Origin of the sequence: Azoarcus sp. DN11, from assembly GCF_003628555.1 — a bacterium.
Lineage (GTDB): Bacteria > Pseudomonadota > Gammaproteobacteria > Burkholderiales > Rhodocyclaceae > Aromatoleum.
This window is the reverse complement of sequence record NZ_CP021731.1, coordinates 22,100-43,257: the sequence shown is the minus strand read 5'-3', so window position 1 is coordinate 43,257 and position 21,158 is coordinate 22,100. Positions and strand designations below refer to the sequence as shown.

16 protein-coding genes and 1 tRNA gene are annotated in these 21,158 nt (G+C 67.8%); 4 read left to right on the top strand and 13 right to left on the bottom strand.

Annotated elements, in window-relative coordinates; genetic code table 11:
• The 4 genes from CDA09_RS00190 to CDA09_RS00175 all read right to left on the bottom strand — a co-directional run bounded on the left by CDA09_RS00190 (position 1) and on the right by CDA09_RS00175 (position 3,817).
• The gene (locus tag CDA09_RS00190) at positions 1-399 is read right to left on the bottom strand and encodes a hypothetical protein (protein ID WP_121426773.1); all 399 of its coding nucleotides are present in this window, start codon (positions 397-399) and stop codon (positions 1-3) included.
• A 146-nt stretch (positions 400-545) separates the two neighbouring features.
• Positions 546-1,103: an elongation factor P gene (efp, locus tag CDA09_RS00185; RefSeq protein WP_121426772.1), complete on the bottom strand. Its 558-nt coding sequence runs from the start codon at positions 1,101-1,103 to the stop codon at positions 546-548.
• A gap of 58 nt (positions 1,104-1,161) precedes the next feature.
• A complete protein-coding gene (gene earP, locus CDA09_RS00180) occupies positions 1,162-2,325 on the bottom strand; it encodes an elongation factor P maturation arginine rhamnosyltransferase EarP (RefSeq protein ID WP_121426771.1) in 1,164 nt (387 codons plus the stop codon).
• Positions 2,326-3,100: 775 nt separating this feature from the next.
• Positions 3,101-3,817, bottom strand: coding sequence for a pseudouridine synthase (locus tag CDA09_RS00175; protein ID WP_121426770.1), 717 nt, complete (start codon positions 3,815-3,817; stop codon positions 3,101-3,103).
• An 86-nt stretch (positions 3,818-3,903) separates the two neighbouring features.
• Here CDA09_RS00175 and CDA09_RS00170 point away from each other — a divergent pair, with 86 nt between their 5' ends.
• Positions 3,904-4,374, top strand: a complete 471-nt coding sequence (locus CDA09_RS00170) for an SRPBCC family protein (protein WP_121426769.1) — start codon at positions 3,904-3,906, stop codon at positions 4,372-4,374.
• An 87-nt stretch (positions 4,375-4,461) separates the two neighbouring features.
• Positions 4,462-5,445 (top strand): recombination-associated protein RdgC, encoded by a 984-nt coding sequence (locus CDA09_RS00165; RefSeq protein ID WP_121426768.1) that lies wholly within the window; start codon positions 4,462-4,464, stop codon positions 5,443-5,445.
• Position 5,446: 1 nt separating this feature from the next.
• On the opposite strand, the gene CDA09_RS00160 is transcribed toward CDA09_RS00165, so the two are convergent.
• The 3 genes from CDA09_RS00160 to CDA09_RS00150 all read right to left on the bottom strand — a co-directional run bounded on the left by CDA09_RS00160 (position 5,447) and on the right by CDA09_RS00150 (position 11,065).
• A complete protein-coding gene (locus tag CDA09_RS00160) occupies positions 5,447-8,425 on the bottom strand; it encodes an EAL domain-containing protein (protein WP_217351270.1) in 2,979 nt (992 codons plus the stop codon).
• Between the two features lie 220 nt (positions 8,426-8,645).
• Positions 8,646-9,869: a CaiB/BaiF CoA transferase family protein gene (locus tag CDA09_RS00155; protein ID WP_121426767.1), complete on the bottom strand. Its 1,224-nt coding sequence runs from the start codon at positions 9,867-9,869 to the stop codon at positions 8,646-8,648.
• Between the two features lie 8 nt (positions 9,870-9,877).
• A complete protein-coding gene (locus CDA09_RS00150; protein ID WP_121426766.1) occupies positions 9,878-11,065 on the bottom strand; it encodes an acyl-CoA dehydrogenase in 1,188 nt (395 codons plus the stop codon).
• Positions 11,066-11,444: 379 nt separating this feature from the next.
• Between CDA09_RS00150 and CDA09_RS00145 the strand changes: the two genes are divergently transcribed.
• Entirely contained in the window at positions 11,445-12,356 is a 912-nt protein-coding gene (locus CDA09_RS00145) for a LysR family transcriptional regulator (protein WP_121426765.1), read from the top strand.
• A gap of 15 nt (positions 12,357-12,371) precedes the next feature.
• Here the strand turns inward: CDA09_RS00145 and CDA09_RS00140 are convergent, their stop codons facing one another.
• The 3 genes from CDA09_RS00140 to CDA09_RS00130 form a co-directional block, all read right to left on the bottom strand.
• A complete protein-coding gene (locus tag CDA09_RS00140; RefSeq protein WP_121426764.1) occupies positions 12,372-14,450 on the bottom strand; it encodes a diguanylate cyclase in 2,079 nt (692 codons plus the stop codon).
• Positions 14,451-14,573: 123 nt separating this feature from the next.
• The gene (locus CDA09_RS00135; RefSeq protein WP_121426763.1) at positions 14,574-14,984 is read right to left on the bottom strand and encodes a bacteriohemerythrin; all 411 of its coding nucleotides are present in this window, start codon (positions 14,982-14,984) and stop codon (positions 14,574-14,576) included.
• A gap of 11 nt (positions 14,985-14,995) precedes the next feature.
• Positions 14,996-16,153, bottom strand: a complete 1,158-nt coding sequence (locus tag CDA09_RS00130) for an HD-GYP domain-containing protein (RefSeq protein ID WP_121426762.1) — start codon at positions 16,151-16,153, stop codon at positions 14,996-14,998.
• A 275-nt stretch (positions 16,154-16,428) separates the two neighbouring features.
• Between CDA09_RS00130 and ald the strand changes: the two genes are divergently transcribed.
• Positions 16,429-17,517, top strand: coding sequence for an alanine dehydrogenase (gene ald, locus CDA09_RS00125; protein ID WP_121426761.1), 1,089 nt, complete (start codon positions 16,429-16,431; stop codon positions 17,515-17,517).
• A 39-nt stretch (positions 17,518-17,556) separates the two neighbouring features.
• On the opposite strand, the gene CDA09_RS00120 is transcribed toward ald, so the two are convergent.
• From CDA09_RS00120 to CDA09_RS00110, 3 genes are all read right to left on the bottom strand, one after another.
• Positions 17,557-18,876 carry an ABC transporter ATP-binding protein gene (locus CDA09_RS00120; protein WP_121426760.1) on the bottom strand — a complete coding sequence of 440 codons (1,320 nt, stop codon included), beginning with the start codon at positions 18,874-18,876 and terminating at the stop codon, positions 17,557-17,559.
• A 9-nt stretch (positions 18,877-18,885) separates the two neighbouring features.
• Entirely contained in the window at positions 18,886-20,616 is a 1,731-nt protein-coding gene (locus CDA09_RS00115) for an ABC transporter permease (protein WP_121426759.1), read from the bottom strand.
• A gap of 200 nt (positions 20,617-20,816) precedes the next feature.
• A tRNA-Leu gene (locus tag CDA09_RS00110) sits at positions 20,817-20,901 on the bottom strand.
• Positions 20,902-21,158: the final 257 nt, after the last annotated feature.

The following is a 21,158-nucleotide window of genomic DNA, read 5'->3' as shown; positions in this document are numbered from 1 at the left end:
TTACTTGGTTTCCTTTTCGATCGCCTCTTTGCCCTTCTCCGCAGCTTCCTTGAGTTTTTCGCCGGTGCCGCGTGCGGCGTCGAGGGCCTTCTGCGCCGCGATGCCGGTCGCTTCCTTCGCCTCGGCGGCCTTTTCCTTGACCACCTGCCCCGCTTCGGACGCGGCCTCCCTGCCCTTCTCGACGCCTTCCTTCGCTTTCTCGGTCACCGCCTCGGCCGCGGCGGAAGCTGCCTCACCGGCTTTTTTCGCGGCTTCGCCCGCCTTTTCGGCGGATTCCTTCGCCGCCTGCACGGCTTCGCCGGCGGCAGTGCCGGCCTTCTCGGCCGGCTTGTCGCGGCCGCAGGCGGCGAGTCCGGCGGACAGGGTCGCGATCAGGACGACGAGCAGAATCTTCTTCATGTTGGGCTCCCGGGGACAAGTGCTCTCAAGATATCGCCGGCTCCGGAAAGTTCAAGGCGAACATGATGCCGCAATGAGGCTTCCCGAAATGACGAAGGGCCCGCACACGGCGGGCCCTTCCGGTCGCAACGCGGGAACGCGCGGAATTACTTCACGCGGTTCTTGTACTCGTCGGTGCGGGTGTCGATCTCGATCTTGTCACCGATTTCGACGAAGGCCGGCACCGGCAGTTCGAAGCCGGTTGCGAGCTTGGCGGGCTTCATGACCTTGCCCGAGGTATCGCCCTTCACGGCGGGTTCGGTGTAGACCACTTCGCGCACCACCGAGTTCGGCAGATCGACCGAGATCGCCTTGCCGTTGTAGAACACGACTTCGCAGGCGAGGCCGTCTTCGAGGTACTTCAGCGCGTCGGTCATGTTCTCGGCTTCGACTTCGTACTGCTCGTAGTCGGCGTCCATGAACACGTACATCGGGTCGGCGAAGTACGAGTAGGTCACTTCCTTCTTGTCGAGCTGGACGACTTCGAACTTGTCGTCGGCCTTGTACACCGACTCCGACGGCGCGCCGGTGAGCAGGTTCTTGAGCTTCATCTTCACGACCGCGGAGTTGCGGCCGGACTTGTTGTATTCGGCCTTCTGCACGACCAGCGGGTCGGTGCCAACCATGATGACGTTGCCGGAGCGGAGTTCCTGTGCGGTTTTCATGCTGTTTCCTGGTGTAGATCGGGCGCGGACAGGTTGACCGCACAATTTTAAAAACCCGCTATTTTACCGCAGGCGTCAAAAATTGCATCAGGGTCGACGCAAGATCCTGAAAATGCGCGAGTTCGTCCGACCAGCGATGCGCGTGCGGCGCGAGCCCGGGCAACGCGGCTTCGAAGGCGGGCCACGCCGCCGCGGCATCGCCCTCGCCGTTCCACGCCTGCCAGAACGCGCGCAGCGCCGCGGCCGCCTCGCCGTCCAGTCCGGCGACGAAGCGCGCGACGAAGGCTTCGAGCTTGTCGTGATGCACGGCCTCGTCCTGCTCGTAGATGTGCCACACGAAAGGCCGCGCGGCCCACTGCGCGCGCACGAAGGAATCCTCGCCGCGCACGAAGTTGAGATCGCAGGCCCACAGCAGGCGGTCGTAGTCGGCGCTGTCGAGGAAGGGCAGGATCGCCGTCGTGAGCCGGCCGGCGGCGAGCACGTCGCCGGGGCGCCCGTCCGCGCCGCCGAAGAAGCGCAGCACGTCGCCGAGCACGCGGCCTTCGGGGACCAGCAGCACGGTCGGCTGCGGCGCGTCGGCCCAGCACTGCAGCAAGGCGGGCAAGCCCGGCTGCTCGTACGCGAACAGCGACACGCGCCGCGCGCCCGCGGGCACCGCCGGCAGGCCGAAGCCGGCGAACCACTCGCGTTGCGCCGCGGCATCGGCCTGGAAGCGCTCGCGCGCAGCGATCAGCCCCCGCTCGCGCAGCAGCCCGCCGGTGCGCGCGGTGAAGCCGGGAAAGCAGAAGCGCTTCGCCAGCGGCAGGCGCGGATGCGGCGACATCAGCCCGTGGCAGCCTTCGACCCAGTCCTCGGCCGACAGGTATTCGAGGTTGATCCACTGCGGCCGCGGCGCGCACGCCGCCATCGCCTCGACGTAGCACTCGGGCGGCTCGCACGCGAAGGCCTCGACGACCGCCCGCGCCGGCTGCACGCGGGGAAAGGGCTCGCACCAGCGCCGCACGTCGACGCCCTCCGCGCGCAGCCCGTCCCGCGCGTCCCGCGCGGCCGGACACAGGCGCGCGAAGGTCGCCCAGTCGTCCACCCACAGCCTGACCGCGCAACCGTGGTCGTGCGCGAGGGCCTTGGCCAGCCGCCAGCAGACGCCGATATCCCCGAAGTTATCCACAACCCGGCAGAAGATGTCCCAGTCGAAGGCGGGGGAGAGCTCGGAAATACTCATGGCAGTGGACAAGTGCGGGAGAAACGCGGGAATGCTTTGTGGGAAAAGGCCTGCATTGCAGCAAAGCGAAAAACGGGACACATTCGGCACACAGGTGAACCGGGGACTTGTCTACGGACTTTTACCGCGCCGGATGACGTGCGGGCACTGGCGAAGGCAGACTTATCCACAGAAAAGGCGACACTATATATATCTTTATCTTTTAATTTAAAACCAAATACAAAAAGCAAAACCCGAACCCCGACAGCGGACCTGACCCGGGCACTTCCATCGAACGGGATTCGCCTTCGGCGCTTCCCTGCAATTGATCTGGCAGCCGAAGAACGTGTCCGAAGGTCGACGTCGATTCAGGCATGCTGGCGTTCCCCCAGGGAGCAAGACACCGCCAGTCCGTCTTCAGAAACGGCCCTACCGTGGATAAGTCCGTGGATCAGGGCAGGGAGACTTTGTGGGCAAGGACCGGAAAATCCCGGACCGCCAAATCGGGGCACATTCGGCGCACAGGTGAACCGGGCACTTGTCTACGGGGTTCTACCACGCCGAAACCCGCGCGAACAGCGGGTGTTGCGGGCTTATCCACAGAAATCGGCCGCCTATCTTCTTCTTTATCTTTTAAATTAAAAGAAAAACAGAAGAACAAAGCATCAACCTGCGGGGCGGCGGGAAGAGAGGCTCCCCGGCGAAGAGGGGAGCGGGTTTCAGGAGGGAATGCACGGTTCGAAACAAGGCCGCGAACGCAGCCCGTGCAGGGGATGGCCCGGTGCGGGCCGGTGGTTCAGGCTTCTTCGGGATAGGCGGAGAGGCGGTCGAGATCGGCGTCGTCGAGCCAGCACCATTCGCCCGCTGCGAGATCGGCGGGCAGGGCCAGTCCGCCGACGACGCTGCGGTGCAGGGCCTTGACGTGGTTGCCGGCCGCGGCCAGCATGCGCTTCACCTGGTGGTACTTGCCTTCGGTGATCGTCAGCCGTAGACTCCGCTCCCCCGTTTTCACGCAGGCCGCCGCCGCGATCGGTGCCGGTTCATCGACGAGTTCGACGCCCTTGAGCAAGGCGGCGATCAAGGCGTCGTCCACCGGATGGCTGGTCGTGACTTCGTACACCTTGGGCGTGCGCTTCTTGCCCGAGCTCCAGCGGTGGATGAACTGGCCGTCGTCGGCGAGCAGCAGCAGGCCGGTGGTGTCCTGGTCGAGGCGGCCGACGCACTGCACGTCGCGGTTCGCCAGCATGTCGGGCAGCAGCGCGAACACCGAGGGGTGGAACTGGGGCTGGCGCGAGCACTCGTACCCGGCGGGCTTGTGCAGCATCAGGAAGGCCTTTTCGCGATAGGTCCAGGCTTCGCCGTCCACGCTGAATTCGAGGCCCGCGGGCGCGAAGTCTTCGGCGGGATTGTCGACGGTCCGGCCTGCGACCGCGACCAGGCCGGCACGGATGAGGGCGCGGCATTCCTTGCGGCTGCCGAACCCCTGGGAGTGGAGTATTCGTTCGATCTGCATGGGCGGATGCTAACCGAAACGCGCGGGAGGCTATCGGGCGAGTACCATAGTCGCCCTGAGCATTGCCCCGTCCACGGAGCCCGTTGGTGAATTTTGAACATCTGCTGGTCGTCAATGACCCGGATAACCCCCTCGTTGCGCCGCTGTCGCGCGAGGAGCTGTGGTTCGGCCTGCTGTGCCGGGCCGAGGATTCGCGCCCCTTCCTGCCCGGGCTGGAGGCGTGCACGATCCTGTCGCGCAGCGACACCGAGCTGGTGCGCGAGCTCAGGTTCGGCAGCGCGGTGATCCGCGACCGCGTGACGCTGCAGCCGATGGAATGGGTGCGTTTCGATACCGAGCGCACCGCGACGCATGCCGGCGGCAGCCTCACGATCGGCATCGAGGAGCCGGCCGTCGACACGATGGTGCTGCGCTTCCACTACCGCACGACGCTCACCGAGCAGAGCACCGGCGACGACGTCGCCTATGTCGAATACGTCAAGTCGGCCTACCACCAGTCCGACGTGGATACGCTGCGCGTGATCCGCATGATCGCCGAGTCAGGCCACATCCAGTAGCCCGCGCGCCGGCACCGCCTGTGGCGGGACTTTCCCCCGCAGCGCCCCGCATTTCCCAAAATAACCCGCAACACGGAAGAATTCCCCATGTGGTTCAAGAACCTGCAGATCTATCGCCTTCCCGTCGGCTGGACGATGACGGCCGAAACCCTCGAGGACCAGCTCGCGAAGAAGCGCTTCCAGCCCTGCGGCAGCCAGGACCAGGAAACGCGCGGCTGGCAGTCGCCCACCGGGGACGAATTCCTCGTGCATCAGGTCGGTGGCCAGTGGTTGATCGCGCTGGGCGTGGAGCAGAAGCTGCTGCCCTCGTCGGTCGTGAAGCAGGAGGCCGAGGAGCGTGCCGAGGCGCTGGCCGAGCAGCAGGGCTACAAGCCCGGGCGCAAGCAGATGAAGGATCTGCGCGAGCAGGTTTTGCAGGAATTGCTGCCGCGCGCGTTTACGCGGCGCAGGAAGGTCTTTGCCTGGGTCGACCCTATCGGGGGGTGGCTGGGCATTGATGCGCCCAGCCAGGCCCGTGCAGAGGACGTTCTGGAGGTATTGCGCCAGACCCTGGACACCCTGCCGCTCGCGCTCGTGCGCACCGAGCTGTCGCCGACCAGCGCGATGGCCGACTGGCTCGCGGGCGGCGAGGCGCCGGCCGGCTTCACGATCGACCAGGACTGCGAGCTGCGCTCGGTGAGCGAGGACAAGGCCGCGGTGCGCTACGTGCGCCATCCGCTCGAAGGCGACGAAGTGCGCGGCCACCTCAGCGCGGGCAAGCTGCCGACGCGGCTGGCGCTGACTTTCGATGACCGCGTGAGCTTCGTGCTGACCGAGAAGCTCGAGATCAAGCGTCTCGACTTCCTCGACGTGGTCAAGGAGAACCTCGACCAGCAGGGTGCCGAGGATGCGCGCGCGTTGTTCGACGCCGGTTTCGCGCTGATGACCGGCGAAGTGCAGCGCCTGCTGCCGGCGCTGATCGAGGCGCTGGGCGGGGAGCTGAAGGGCGGCGACGCGACCGGTTTTGCCGCCGCCCCGGCGCCGGCGCGCGAGCCGGCGGCCGCGGCCGTCGCGGGCGATCCGCCGTTCTGAGTCAGCGCGCCAGCAGCTTCTCGAATTCCGCGGCCGGCAGCGGCCGGCTGAACAGGTAGCCCTGATAGCTGTCGCAGCCCTGCTCGGCGAGGAAGGCGAGCTGGGCCGCGGTCTCGACCCCTTCGGCGGTCACGGCGAGGTTGAGCTTGCGCGCGAGGGCGATGATGCCGGCGACGATCTCCCGGTCGTTGCGGTCCTGCGGGACGTTGCGGACGAAGCTCTGGTCGATCTTGAGCACTTCGATCGGCAGGTTCTTCAGGTAGGACAGCGACGAATAGCCGGTGCCGAAGTCGTCGATCGCGAGCCGCAGGCCCATGCTGCGCAGCAGGCCGAGCCGTTCGACGGCCTGGGGCTCGTGGCCCATGATCATGCTTTCGGTGAGCTCGAGCTCCAGCGACTGCGGCGGCAGGCTGGTGGCCTCGAGGATCGCGCCGATGCGTTCGGGCAGGTCGGCCTGCCACAGCTGGCGCGCCGACAGGTTCACCGACACGCGCAGGGGCGGCAGGCCCGCGTCGGCCCACTGCCGCGCCTGGCGGCACGCGGTGCGCAGCGCCCATTCGCCGATCTGCACGATCAGCCCGCTTTCCTCGGCGAAGGCGATGAAGCGCCCGGGCGGGACCAGGCCTTCCTCGGGGTCGTTCCAGCGCAACAGCGCTTCGCAACCGACGATGCGGCCGCTGGCGATGTCGATCTGCGGCTGGTAGTGCAGGGCGAATCCGCCGTGGTCCAGCGCCTCGCGCAGCCGCCGCTCGAGGTTCAGGTGGTGCTGCGCCGCCTGGCCCATCGCTTCGGTGAAGAAGCGATAGATGTTGCGCCCCTGCACCTTGGCCTGGTTCAGCGCGGTGTCGGCATGCTGGATCAGGGCGGCGGCGGCCTGCGCGTCCTGCGGGTACACGCTGATGCCGATGCTCGCGCCGAGGTACACGGTCTGGGCATCGGCGAGGTGCAAGGGCTCGCGTAGCTGGTCGATCAGCGTCTGCGCCGCGTGGGCGGCCTCGTCCGGCTTGGCGAGGTTTTCCAGCACGGCCAGGAACTCGTCGCCGCCCCAGCGCGCGAGCGTGTCCTCCTCGCGCAGGCAGCGCTTCAGGCGTTGCGACGCGGCGAGCAGGGCTTCGTCGCCGGCGCGGTGGCCGAGGCTGTCGTTGATCGTCTTGAAGCGGTCGAGGTCGATGAACAGCACCCCGATGCAGCTGCGTTGGCGGGCGGCGAGCTCGATCGCGTGCTCCAGCCGCGACTGCGCGAGCAGGCGGTTGGGCAGGTCGGTGAGCGGATCGTAATGCGCCAGGTGCTCGAGCTGCGCCTCGGACTGCTTGATGCGGCTGATGTCTGTCATCACGCCGACGTAGTGCGTCGGCCGGCGATCGTCGTCGTACACGGTGCTGATGCTGAGCCACTGCGGGTACAGCTCGCCGTTTCGGCGGCGGTTCCAGAGCTCGCCCTGCCAGTAGCCGGTGCGCATGACCTGGCCCCACATGCGGTGGTAGAAGGCGTTGTTCTGCAGGCCGGATTTCAGCAGGCGCGGCGCGCGGCCGAGCGCCTCCTCGCGCGGGAAGCCGGTCATCTCGCACCACGCGCGATTGACGCTGACGATGCGCCGTTCGAGGTCGGTGATCATCACGCCGTCGCGCGTGCTCTCGATCACCGCGGCGGCCTGGCGCAGCGCGTCGGTGGCGCGCACTTTCTGCACCGCCAGCGCCGTGATCGCGGTGAATTCGTCGATGATCGCTTCCAGTGCGGCATCCGGTGCGCGCGGCGCGGCGAAATACACCGCGAAGGTGCCGAGCACTTTCCCGTCGGCGTCGCGGAAGGGGTAGGACCAGCAGGCCCGGATGCCTACGCGCGCGGCGATGTCGCGGAACGGCGCCCAGTTCGGGTCGCACATCACGTCGGTGGCGATCACCGCGTCGCCGCGCACGGCCGCGGTGCCGCAGGAACCCATGCCTTCCGTCGGTTGCAGCTCCTCGACCGCCTCGCGATAGTCGTCCGGCAGGCTGGGGGCGGCGCCGTGGGTCAGGCGGCCGGTGCGGTCGTCGAGCAGCAGGATGGAGGCGCGCATCGCCGGTTCGAGCTGCTCGAGGCGCTGCACAACCTGTTCGAGGATCAGCGGCAGGGCGTCGCCGGCGACGAGGCGGTCGAGTACCGAGCTGCGCGCGGCCTCGAGGAGTTCGGCGCGTTTGTGCGCGGTGATGTCCGTCCAGGTGCCGACCACTTCGATGGGGCTGCCGTCGTCCCGGCGCACGACGCGCAACTGGTCGTGCAGCCAGAGTACGCGGCCGTCGTCGGCAACGAAGCGGTATTCGTGCTCCAGCCGGCCGTCGCGCAGCAGCCGGGTCTGCGCGTCGAGCACGGCCTTGCGGTCGCCGGGGTGCAGGTGGGCGAGCCACCAGCCCGGCACGAGCACCTCGTCGATCGCGTTCCCGGTGATGGACTCGACGTTGCCGCTGACCCACTGCGGCAGCAGGCTGCCGTCGTGCATGCGCAGCGTGTACAGCACGACCGGGCTCGCCGACAGCAGGTAGGAAAGATGTTCGCTGGTGGTGCGCAGTGCGGCGCGCTCGCGCAGCAATTCGTGAAAGCGCGTGAAGGCGGCGTGCAGCGCGTCGGGCAGCTGCGCAAGGTAGTCGCCGTGCTTGACCAGGTAACCGTCCGCACCGGCCTTGAGCGCCGCAATCGCCGCCACCTGTTCGCCCGCGCCGGTGAGCACCACCACCGCGAGTGGCAGCTGCTGCCGGCGCACCTCGGCCAGCAGGTCGAGTCCCGAGCCGTCGGGCAGGGCGAGATCGGACAGCAGCAGGTCGTAGGGCGGTGGCACTTCGGCCAGCCGCGCGCGCGCCGCCGCGGCGCTGGGGACGACGTCCAGCACGATGTCCGGTGCGGCGCCGGCGAGCACGCGTTGCGCGAGGTCGGCGTCGGCCTGCGTGCCTTCGACGTAGAGGACGCGCAGGGTGCCGGCCGGTTCGGAAGTCGGTTCAGGAAACACCAGTATTGCTCGATCCGTTCGGTCGCTTCGACGCAGCGCGCAAAGTCGACCGGATTGATGAAGTCATCATTGGTGCCGTATCGGACGGCCCGCCGGCAGGGGTCGGATGGTGCTCCCGCCTGCTGGCGGGCCGGCGCGGCCGGAAACGGCCGGACGGCTCGTGCAGGCTGTCTTTGCGCGGATTGTACCGTCGGGAAGGGGAACGCGGCAGAGTGCCGCGTCAGATGACCCCGGTATCGCGCAGGCGGGCGATGTCCGCGGCCGACAGACCGAGCAGCGCAGACAGCACGGCGTCCGTATGTTCGCCCAGGAGCGGCGGCGCGCTGCGGTATTCGACTGGCGTGGCCGACAGGCGCATCGGGTTCGCGACCTGGGGGACGCGGCCCAGGGCCGCGTGCTGCAGCTCGACGCGCAGGCCGCGCGCCTGCACCTGCGGGTCGGCGAACACGTCGGCGAGCGTGTTGATCGGCCCGCAGGGCACGCCGGCGGCCTCGAGCACGCGGATCCACTCCGCGGTCGTGCGCCGGATCGTGAGCTTGTTGAGCAGCGGGATCAGCGTCGCACGGTTTTCCACGCGCGCCTGGTTGGTCGCGAAGCGCGGATCGGCGGCGAGCGCGGGGTCGCCCGCGGCCTCGCAAAAGCGCGCGAACTGGCCGTCGTTGCCGACCGCGAGGATCATGTAGCCGTCGTCGGTCGGGAAGTCCTGGTAGGGCACGATGTTGGGGTGGGCGTTGCCGAGCCGCCCCGGCGCGACGCCGGTGGTGAGGTAGTTCATCGCCTGGTTGGCGAGGCAGGCGACCTGCACGTCGAGCAGCGCGAGGTCGATGTGCTGGCCTTCGCCGCTCTTCTCGCGCCACGCCAGCGCGGCCTGCACGGCGTTGGCCGCGTACAGTCCGGTGAGGATGTCGGTGAGCGCGACGCCGACTTTCATCGGTCCGCCGCCTTGCTCACCGTCGGGGCGGCCGGTCAGGCTCATCAGCCCGCCCATGCCCTGGATCAGGAAGTCGTAGCCGGCGCGCGCGGCGTAGGGGCCGTCCTGCCCGAAGCCGGTGATCGAGCAGTACACGAGGCGCGGATTGACGGCTTTCAGCGACGCGTAGTCGAGGCCGTAGCGCGCCAGTCCCCCGACCTTGAAGTTCTCCAGCACGACGTCGCAGTGTGCCGCGAGCTCGCGCAACAGGCGCTGCCCTTCCGACTGCGTCATGTCGACGGCGATCGAGCGCTTGTTGCGATTGGCGCCGAGGAAATAGGCCGCGACCGGCGGGTGCTGCCCGGCCGCGTCCTGGAGGAAGGGGGGACCCCAGTGACGGGTGTCGTCGCCTTCGCTCGGGCGCTCGACCTTGATGACGTCGGCGCCGAGGTCGGCGAGGATCTGGCCGGCCCACGGGCCGGCCAGGATGCGCGACAGGTCGAGGACGCGGATGTGCGACAGCGCCCCCGACATGGCGATGCTCAGTTCGCGAACGCGGCGATGCCGGTGATCGCGCGGCCGAGGATCAGCGCGTGGATGTCGTGCGTGCCCTCGTAGGTGTTCACCACTTCGAGGTTCACGAGGTGGCGCGCGATGCAGAACTCGTCCGAGATGCCGTTGCCGCCGAGCATGTCGCGGGCGACGCGGGCGATGTCGAGCGACTTGCCGCAGGAGTTGCGCTTCATGATCGAGGTCAGCTCGACCGGCGCATTGCCCTCGTCCTTGAGGCGGCCCAGGCGCAGGCAGCCCTGCAGGCCCAGCGTGATCTCGGTGAGCATGTCGGCGAGCTTCTTCTGGATCAGCTGGTTGGCGGCGAGCGGGCGGCCGAACTGCTTGCGGTCCATCGTGTACTGGCGCGCGGTCTCGTAGCAGGCTTCGGCGGCGCCGAGCGCGCCCCAGGCGATGCCGTAGCGCGCCGAGTTCAGGCAGGTGAAGGGTCCCTTCAGGCCGCGCACGGTCGGGAAGGCGTTCTCTTCCGGCACGAACACTTCGTCCATGACGATCTCGCCGGTGATCGACGCGCGCAGGCCGACCTTGCCGTGGATCGCGGGGGCGGACAGGCCCTTCCAGCCCTTCTCGAGGATGAAGCCGCGGATGTCGCCGGCGTCGTCCTTGGCCCACACGACGAAGACGTCGGCGATCGGGCTGTTGGTGATCCACATCTTGGCGCCGGACAGGCTGTAGCCGCCGTCGACTTTCTTCGCGCGGGTGACCATGCTGCCGGGGTCGGAGCCGTGGTTCGGCTCGGTCAGGCCGAAGCAGCCGATCCATTCGCCGGTCGCGAGCTTGGGCAGGTACTTCTGTTTCTGCGCTTCGGTGCCGAATTCGTTGATCGGCACCATCACGAGCGAGCTCTGCACGCTCATCATCGAGCGGTAGCCGGAATCGACGCGCTCGACTTCACGCGCGATCAGGCCGTAGGCGACATAGTTCATGCCGGCGCCGCCGTACTGCTCGGGGATGGTCGGCCCGAGCAGGCCCAGTTCGCCCATCTCGCGGAAGATCGCCGGGTCGGTCTTCTCGTGGCGGAAGGCCTCCTGCACGCGCGGCAGCAGGCGCTCCTGGCAGTAGGCGCGGGCGCTGTCGCGCACCAGGCGCTCGGTTTCGGTGAGCTGGCTATCGAGATACAGGGGGTCGGCCCAGTCGAAAGTGACGCGGTTGCTTGCCATGTGAAATCTCCTCAATGCGGCGTTTGGTCGTGGGCCGGGACCACCCGGCTCTGGTCGGTGACTGAACTCTAGTCATTGCATCATGGCGCGACAAACGATAATTTCGGGGTAGCTTGTGCGAAAAACGCACTTGTTGAGAGACGGGATTGGCGGGGCGGGATGAAATATCGCCGCTGCGGTGGCGGAAGCCGGCATTTACCGGGCAACCGGATTCCGTTCCGGCTGTGCCCTTCGGCTTCGCGGGGGCTGGCCTGTCGAAGCCCTGCCAGTGCCCTTCGACAGGCTCAGGGCGAACGGCGGCAGTTCATCGCAGCCTCGATAACGGCGGGATTTCGTCCTGCTCCACGTATGCGAAACGCGCACTTTTCAGGAGTCACCCATGCGCCGCAAGATCCCCAGCACCGCCGCGCTGCTCGCCTTCGAGCGCGCCGCGCGGCACGAGAGCTTCACGCGCGCGGCCGAGGACCTGGCGCTGACGCAGAGCGCGGTGTGCCGCCAGATCGCGGCGCTGGAAGACTTCCTCGGGCTGCGTCTTTTTCGCCGCACGAAGCGCGGCGTGACGCTGACCGAGGCGGGCCTGTCCTACAGCCGCCAGATCGGCGCGCGCCTCGACGCGATGGAGCGCGACACGCTGTCGTTGATGGCCCACCATGGCCGCGGCGCGACGATCGAGCTGGCGGTGATGCCGACCTTCGCGACGCGCTGGCTGCTGCCGCGCCTGGGCGAATTCCTGTCGCAGCACCCCGACGTCACCGTGAACATGAACAACCGTACCCGGCCCTTCCTGTTCGCGGACACCGAGTTCGACGCCGCGCTGTACTTCGGCGACGCGGGCTGGCCCGGCACCGAGGCGCATTTCCTGATGCACGAGAATCCGACGCCGGTGTGCAGCCCGCGCCGGCTCGCGGGCCGCGCCAGGCTTACGCCGGCCGAGATCGCCGCGCTGCCGCTGCTGCAGCAGTCGACGCGGCCCTACGGGTGGCGCGAGTGGTTCGGCTCGCTCGGGATGCAGGTTGCGCACGACATGACCGGCACGCGCTACGAGCTCTTTTCGATGCTCGCGCAGGCAGCGATGCAGGACATGGGGGTGGCGCTGATCCCGCCTTTCCTGATCCGCGAGGAGCTCGACAGCGGCCGCCTCGTGATTCCCTGCGATCACGTCTACCACAGTGCCCGCGCCTACTACCTCATCATTCCCGAACGCAAGGCCGAATCGGCGTCGCTGCTGGCTTTCCGCGAGTGGCTGGCGAAGGCCGCCGCGCAGTACCGCGCGGTCGCGGGCCTGGGCTGAGCGGGGGGAGCGCGTTCAGGGGCAGTCGTCGCAGCATACGTGGTCGCGGCCCGCCTGCTTGGCCCGGTACATCAGGTCGTCGGCGCGTTTCAGCAGGGTGTCGGCGTCGTCCTCGGGGCGCAGCGTGACGACGCCGACGCTCGCGGTGACGACTCCCGCGGGCGGCGTCGGGTGGTCGCGCAAGGCCTGCTGCACGCGTTCGCCAAGCACTCTGGCGTCTGTCGCCGAGGTGTGCGGGCTCAGCACCATGAATTCTTCCCCGCCCCAGCGTGCCAACGTGTCCGTGCGGCGGATCGTGTCGCGCACGACGGCCGCGCTGCACGCCAGCACCTGGTCGCCGGCGCCGTGGCCCCAGGTGTCGTTGATGTGCTTGAAGTGGTCGAGGTCGTACATCAGCAGCGACAGTGCGGCGCCGTGGCGCCGCGCGCGGTCGATCTCGAGCGCCAGCAGGCGCTGCAGGTAGCCGCGGTTGTAGCAGCCGGTCAGCACGTCCGTGGTCGCCAGGCGCAGCAGTTCCTGCTCGTCGCGCTTGCGCTCGGTGACGTCGCGGTTGACGCCGATGACGCGCGCCGGCTGGCTGCCGATGCCGGGCACCAGCACGGCCTGCGCGTCGATGTGGCGGATCTCGGTGCCGTGGCGCAGGATGCGGAAGGTGGTGGCGAAGTCGCGGCCGGTGCGCAGGGTCTCGTCGAGCAGCCTGGTGAGATGCGGGAGGTCGTCGGGCAGGATCTGCGCGGTCACGTCATCGACGTGGTTGTGGAACTCGCCCGGGTTCAGGCCGAAGAGTTCGTACATCGCCCCGTCCCACACGACCTTGCCGCTGTCGGGTTCGTATTCCCAGATACCGATGTGCGCCGCGCGCGTCGCCAGCGTCAGCCGCTGCGTGAGGTGGCGCACCTCGAGTTCGGCCTCGCGGCGCGCCGTGATATCGACCATCAGGCCACGCAGCAGCTTCGGTGCGCCGTCTTCCGCGACCACCGTGACGATGTCCTCGAGCCACACGATGCGGCCGTCCGCAGTGATGAAGCGGTATTCGAAGCGGTGCGGTTCGAGCCGGCCGGTGCACGATGCGCAATATTGCGACGCCCATTCGCGATCCTCGGGGTGCAGGTGCTCGACCCAGAAGCCCGGCTGCTCCCAGTCCGCGACCGGGTAGCCGAGCAGGCTCTCGGCCTTGCGGCTGACGAAGGTGAAGGCGAAAGTCCGCGCGTCCGCCTCCCACACGATGCCGTCGGTGGTGTTCACGAGGTCGAGGAAGCGCTGGTGGTGTTCCCGTGCGTCGAGTTCGCTCGCGCGGTGGGCCGCGATTTCCTTCTCCAGCCTCGCGGTCCGCTCCTGCACGCGCTCCTCGAGGGTCGCCGTGAGCGTCTTGAGGCTGGTCCACTGCACGCCATACTGGCGCAGGTAGATCGTCAGCATCAGCGCGACGAATGCCCACACGGCCGCGTGCGTGACGAGGAGCTGGCGGCGCGCCCCTTCGGCGCGCGCGACGAAATCGGCTGCCGGGATCGACACGCTGATGCCGCCACGCACGTCGCCGACGCGGTAGTTCTGCTTCTGGTGGCAGTTGAGGCATTCCTCGCGCACGAACAGCGGCGCCATGTAGCGGATCAGCGGGCCGCCGCCCTCGTCCAGGATCTCGCTGCGCTCCTGCTCGCCGGCCTGCTCGAAGGCCTGCAGCGCCCGCGTTTCCCACGGGTCGGCAATGTTGCCGGGATTGATCGGGCGCAGGCTCGTGATGTGGATGCGGATGCCGCTTTCCTGCTCGATCATGCCGGCCATCTGGCGCGTCATGTAGGCGGGATTGACGGTGGTGAGGGGGATGCCCGAGGTCGTCACCGGGTCGCGTTCAGGCAACTCCAGGTACGGGTTCGGCGGGGTCGATTCGCTCCGGCGCACGAGCACGCCGCCGGCACGCGAGTTCCACAGGCGCATCGCCTCGATCATGCGAAAGATGTCGCGGCCCTGCTGGCGCGCCGTCGCATAGGCGGAAGTCTCGCCGTGGTGCAGCATCAGCCCCAGCGACAAGAGGACAAGCACCGTCCACGCGCCGAGCGGAAGCACCCAGTAGTAGCGATCGGGGAGGCGGAGCATGGCGATAGGAGCCGCGCGATGGTCACCGGTCCATTCTAGTCTCCGTGCAATCGGATTGTCATGAGCGCGCGGATTTCACCGCGCGGCGCCACTGCCCGTTTTGGGTGCCGGCCGGAACCCGCGTCAGCGGCTGCCCGTGAGCCAGGGCACGTACTCCTTGTCGGTGCCGCAGATGTGGTGGATCAGCCATTCGCCATACAGGAACGGCATCATCTCCTGCAGCGCCGCGGTGTCGCCGCTTTCGAACACGCGCTCGAAACCCTGCAGCTGACGCAGGATCGCATTGTGCTCGACCTGGTGCTCGGCGATCCGCTCGTCCGGGTAGCCGGCCTGCGTGATACGTCCTTCCTCGTAGGCGAAATGCGTCGTCACGTAATGCGCGAGGTGGTCGAACACGCGGCGCGCACCGTCCGACGGGCCTTCGCCGTGCAACTGGTCGGCGAGTTCGTTGAGGATCGCGATCATTTCCGCGTGCTGGCGGTCGATTTCGGCGTCATCGACCGAATACTCGACCTTCCACTCGAAGCGCTTCATCGGTGTCGTCCTCAAGGGTGGTGCCACAGGCCGCGCAGCACCGCGATCGCGCCACGATGGTTGGAAAAGGGCACCATGCCTTCGATACGGCACTCCTCACGGGCGGTGTCGTGCTGCACCGGCGTGAGCATCGGCATGCCGTCGGCGCGAACGAAGGAAAAGACCAGCGGGCACGCGGTATTCGCCGTGCGCTTCTTCACGACGGCGATTTCCCCGTTCGCGAGCCGCACCGTCGCACCGGGCGGGAACACGCCGATCTCCTTGATCATCATGCCGATCAGGCGGCGGTCGGTGGTCGCCCCCTGTTCCAGCATCAGCTTGCGCATCGCCTCGGTGGACACCATCGCCTTGCGGTAGGGCCGGTCGCGCACCATCGCACTGTAGATGTCGGCGATCGCCAGCACCCGCGTCGGCAGGTCGATCGCGTCGCCCGCGCGGCCGTCGGGGTAGCCGCTGCCGTCGAGCCGCTCATGGTGGTGGCGTACCGGGTCGAGCCAGGCCTTCTTGTGCACGCCCAGCGAGGCGAGGATGGATTCGGTGTCGACTGTATGGTGCGCGATGCGCTCCTTCTGCGACGGGCTCAGCGGCGCGAGCTGCTGGTCGAGGACGTCCTGGATGTCGAGCAGGCCGATGTCGTGCGTGAGACCCGCCTCGATCAGCGGCAGGCGCGACTCGTCCGGCACGCCCAGCTTCTTGCCGATCAGCTCACACAGCATCGCTGCCTGCAGGTGGTGGATCACCGCGTACGAGCTGTCGTAATCGAGGTGCAGGTTGGCGAGCGCGGAGTCGGTGTCGTGCGTGCACGCCTCCTGGATCGTCAGCGCGATGCCTTCGATGCGCGGCACGAACTCGTCGCCCACGCTGCCGCTCCTGTACAGGTCGAAAACGCGCTTCAAGCGCAGCTTGAGCAGGTCGAACATCTCGAACGAGCTGTGCTCCTCGCTCACCGCGGCCAGCGGCAGCGGAGGGGGTGCCGGCCGCGCCCGCGCGACCTCGTTGCTGATGAAACAGCCGTTCGCGATCAGCACGTCGCGCTGCTTCACGGTGTTGATGACGAACCCGGCCTGCAGCAGCAGCATCCCCGAACCGTCATATACCGCGTAGGGAAGAGGCTCGCCGATGCGGATGTCGGTGGGCGAAACGCGTTCGAAACCTTGCCGGAGTGTCATTTTCTTCGTTGACGACTGGTGGTCGGATTGTTCGTGCAACCGGACACAGGCTAGCAGGCAATCGTATGCATGAAAATCCGCGGATTGCCGCGCCGCCTCGTTCAGGACGCGCGCATTTAGCACTTTTGTAATACTGCCACACTTACCCGGGTTTTACCCGGGTTGGGCAGGAACATTCGTGCTGTGATGCAGCATGGACAGGCGGGCGCCTGCGCGCTCATCATGGACGCCGCACCCCGCAGGCGGGATGCCTGCCTTCCAGCGGACCCACGCTCATGCACATCGGAATCCCGAAGGAAATCAAGACGCACGAATACCGGGTCGGCGCGACGCCGCACAGCGTGCGCGAACTCGTCGCCCGCGGCCATCGGGTGGTGGTGGAGAAAGGCGCCGGGACCGCCATCGGCCTGCCCGACGAGCACTATCGCGCCGAGGGCGCCGAGCTCGCCGACACCGCGGAAGAGGTCTTCTCCTGCGCCGAACTGATCGTCAAGGTCAAGGAACCGCAGCCGCAGGAATGCGCCCTGCTGCGCCCCGGCCAGGTGCTGTTCACCTATCTCCATCTCGCCGCCGACCCGCAGCAGACGCGCCTGCTGCTCGCCTCCGGGGCCACCGCGATCGCGTACGAGACGGTCACCAGCCCGTCCGGCGGCCTGCCGCTGCTCGCGCCGATGAGCGAGGTTGCCGGCCGCATGGCGATCCAGGCCGGCGCGAGCTGCCTGGAAAAGCCGCGCGGCGGATCGGGCGTGCTGCTCGGCGGCGTGCCCGGCGTCGCGCCGGCCCGCGTCGCGATCCTCGGCGGCGGCGTGGTCGGCTACAACGCCGCGCGCATGGCCGTCGGCCTGGGCGCCGACGTCACCGTCGCGGACCCCTCGCTCGACCGCCTGCGCCGGCTGGACGAACTCTTCGCCGGCCGCATCCGCACCCGCCACGCCACCGGCGGGGCGATCGAGTCGCTGGTGCTGAAGGCCGACCTCACGATCGGCGCCGCGCTGGTCCCCGGCGCGCGTGCACCCCGGCTGGTGCTGCGCGAGTGGCTGGCGCGCATGCAGCCCGGTTCGGTGCTGGTGGACGTGTCGATCGACCAGGGCGGCTGCTTCGAGAGCAGCCGTCCGACGACGCACGCCGATCCGACCTACGTCGTCGACGGCATCGTGCATTACTGCGTGACCAACATGCCCGGCGCGGTCGCGCGCACGTCGACCTTCGCCCTCGACAGCGCGACCCTGCCCTTCGTCCTCGCGCTTGCCGACAAGGGCTGGCAGCGTGCGACGGAGGAGGATCCGCATCTCGCCGCCGGCGTGAACGTCCATGAAGGGTGCATCGTCTGCGCCGCGGTCGCGGAGGCGTTCGCGGCGGCGTGATCGGTCGCGTGCCGGGATTCGTCGGCAGCAGGGCCTGTGTCAGGGCGCCGGCTGACCGGCAGTGGCCTCGCCTTCGGGCAGATGGATGACGCCGTTGTTGAAGTTGTATTCGAAGACCTCGCCGTAGCGCCCCCACTCGATCGCCACCCGCAGGGCGCGTTCGGCTTCCGCTTCGTCCAGCGTGTAGCGCAGCAGCTTGAGGAACAGGTCCTGCGGCAGGTCGCCGCTCGCGTCCTGTTCCAGGCCATGGCGGATGTAGGCGATGAGCGGGACGTGTGCAAGCAGCTGTTGCCCGAAGAGCTCCTGGCGCAGGGTCTTCGGGCCGCCGATGTAATGTTCGCCCAGCGACGTGATCGTGATGTCGCCGTGCGCGAGATGGGCGAAGCCGAGGAGCGCGAGAGCGTGGCTCGCCTCGAGCAGTTCATCGTCGGTGAGCTCCGCCTCCTCCGCGAGCTGGGGCAAGTCGGCGCGGCCATGAAACGGTTCGTCGGCGAGCAGCTCGAGCAGGCCCTCGATGCGAGCGACGTCGGCCACCGGCAGGCGGTCGCCGAGGCCCAGCGGCGTTTCCTTCTCGGCCGGCTTTCCGACCCGGCCCGGCTTGGCCGTCATCAGACCATAGACTTCATCGACCAGGGCCCGCAGATCGGCATTGCCCACCTCCCGCGGCCGTTCGAGGTTCACGGGCAGCTCGACCCGCACCCGCCCCGGATTGCTGCCGAAGATCAGCACGCGGTCGGCCATGGTGACGGCTTCTTCGATGTTGTGGGACACCACCAGGATCGCCTTGGTGGGCATCTGGCCGCTTTCCCACAGGCCGAGAATGTCTTCCCGCAGGCGCTCGCCGGTGAGCACATCGAGGGCCGAAAAGGCTTCGTCCATCAGCAGCACCTCCGGTTCCAGCACTAGGGCGCGGGCAATCCCGACGCGCTGGCGCATGCCGCCGGAGAGCTCGCGTGGCAGCGCCCCTTCGAAGCCGGACAGCCCGATCAGCTCGATCGCCGCTTTCGCCCGCCGGGCGCGTTCGGCCGGGTCCATGCCGCGGGCTTCGAGGCCCAGTTCGACATTCTTCTGCACCGTCAGCCACGGGAACAGCGCGAAGGACTGGAACACCATGCTCACCCCGCGCGCTGGCCCGTGGAGCGGCAGGCCGCGGTACAGCACCTCGCCTCTGTCGGCGCGGATGAGACCGGCCATGATGCGCAGCAGCGTGGACTTGCCGGAACCGGACTGGCCCAACAGGGCCACGATCTCGCCTTCGCGCAGCGTGAAATCGACCCCTTCGAGCACGGCGCGGGCGCTGCCGTCGGCGGAATGGAAGGACTTGCCGACGGATTTGAGTTCGACGATCGGGGTAGCCATCGGTGCTCCTCAGAAATGCATGCGGTCCTCGGCCATGCGGTACAGACGGCGCCAGACGAAGTGGTTGAAACCCATGACGAACACGCACATCACGCCGATGCCCAGCGCGATGCGCGGGAAGTCGCCCGCGGCCGTCATTTCCGCGATATAGCTGCCGAGGCCGTGGGCCTTGAGGGTGGTGTCGCCCCAGCTCACGTACTCGGCCACGATGCTGGCGTTCCACGAACCGCCGCTGGCGGTGATGGCGCCGGTGACGAAGCTCGGGAAAATCGCCGGCAGCAGGTAGCGGCGCCACTTGAGCCAGCCCGTGAGGCCGACATTCTGCGCCGCGTAGCGCAGCTCGGTCGGAATGGTGGTTGCGCCGGCGATGACGTTGAACAGCAGATACCACTGCGTGCCCAGGATCATCAGCGGCGACAGCCACACGTCCGGATTGAGCTTGAAGTGCACGATCCCCAGCACCGCCACCGGGAACATCAGGTTGGCCGGAAAGGCCGCGAGGAACTGCGCGATCGCCTGGACCCGCTCCGCGAAGCGCGGATTGAGGCCGATCCAGACCCCGATCGGCACCCACACGAGGGCCGCCAGCAGCATCAGCACGACCACGCGCGTCAGCGTGTACAGGCCGAGCACGAAGACGTACCCCGCTTCCCCCCAGCCCACTTCGGAGTGAATGAAGCGCAGGAGCGACCACACGGCGTAGAACACCGCGGCGGCGATCACCGCATCCCCGATGCGCTCGGGCGCCGCGCTGCGCAGGCGCGGCCGGGCGCGGATCGAGGTGCCGTCGTAGGGGAGGCGAAACATGGCCAGCGAGCGTTCCAGCAGGGTGACGAACAGCGTCACCAGGCCCTGGATGCGCTCGGTGCGGCGCAGCCAGGTGAGCAGCCAGGAGTCCTGGGCGGTGTCGCTGCCGGTCTCCTCGAAGCGGAACTTGTCGGCCCAGGCCAGCAGCGGGCGGAAGAACAACTGATCGTAGAGCAGCACGCCGACCAGCATCGCGCCGATCGCCCACGCGATCGCGTGAAGGTCGCGCGCCTCGATCGCCAGCGCGATATAGGAGCCGATGCCGGGCAGCTTGATGCTCTGGTTCGACACCGAGATGGCTTCCGAGGCAACGACGAAGAACCAGCCGCCCGACATCGACATCATCATGTTCCACAGCAGTCCGGGCATCGCGTACGGCAACTCGAGCCGCCAGAAGCGCTGCCACGGCGACAGCTGGAACACCCTCGCCGCCTCGGCCAGCTCCGTCGGCACGGTGCGGAAGCCCTGGTACGCGGAGAAGGCCATGTTCCACGCCTGGGAAGTGAAGATGGCGAAAATCGCCGCGCACTCCACCCCGAGGAGGTTGCCCGGAAAGAGCGCGATGAAACCCGTGACCGTGATCGACAGGAAGCCCAGCACCGGGATCGACTGCAGGATGTCGAGCAGGGGCACCAGCACTTTCTCGGCGGCGCGATACTTCGATGCGAGGGCGGCGAAGACGCAGCTGAAGACCATCGAGGCCGCCAGCGCAATGAACATCCGCAGCGTGGTGCGCAGCAGGTAGTAGGGCAGCACGGCCGGTGACAGGCTGAGGGGGATCGCCTCGCCGATCTGGTAGGGGCGAGCCATCTGTTGCGCGCCGTAGGCCACCAGCACCAGCGCCGCCAGCACGAGCGGCAGCAGTGCCCAGTCCCAGCGGTTGCCGCCGGCCTCGACCACTTGGCGTGGGTAAAACAACAGGTCTTTGATCATGGAAATCCCACCCGGCATCGGGGCTGCGCGGACGTAATCTAGCAGCAAGCCGCCAAGGCCCGAATTAAGAAATCTAAAGGTCGGGTGCGGCTCGTGGCCGGCACCGGGACGTGACGAATGGATTTGACGCCGGTGTCGGCCGTGGACGTGAAAAAGGCCAGAACCCTCTTGGGATTGCCGGCCTCTGTCGGACTGCTTTATGGTGCCTTGGGCGAGACTCGAACTCGCACGGCTTTCGCCACTACCCCCTCAAGATAGCGTGTCTACCAATTTCACCACCAAGGCTTCGCCGCCTTCGCGCACAGGCCCGGGAGCCGTCCGCGAAGAACACGAAAGGGCGCGGATTATAGCCCGGACCGCGGGGGCCGCGTCAATCCTCTCGCGCTCGCGGCGGGGCCGCGAGTTTTCGCCGGCATGCCGGTACGCCCTGATCGCCCGTCGTGGCGCCCGGGCGCTGCCGCGCACGCTCCATGCTGCTGGTAAGATGCGCATATTTGCGCGGCATCATCGGTGCCATTACCCGACGGTACATGACCGTGATC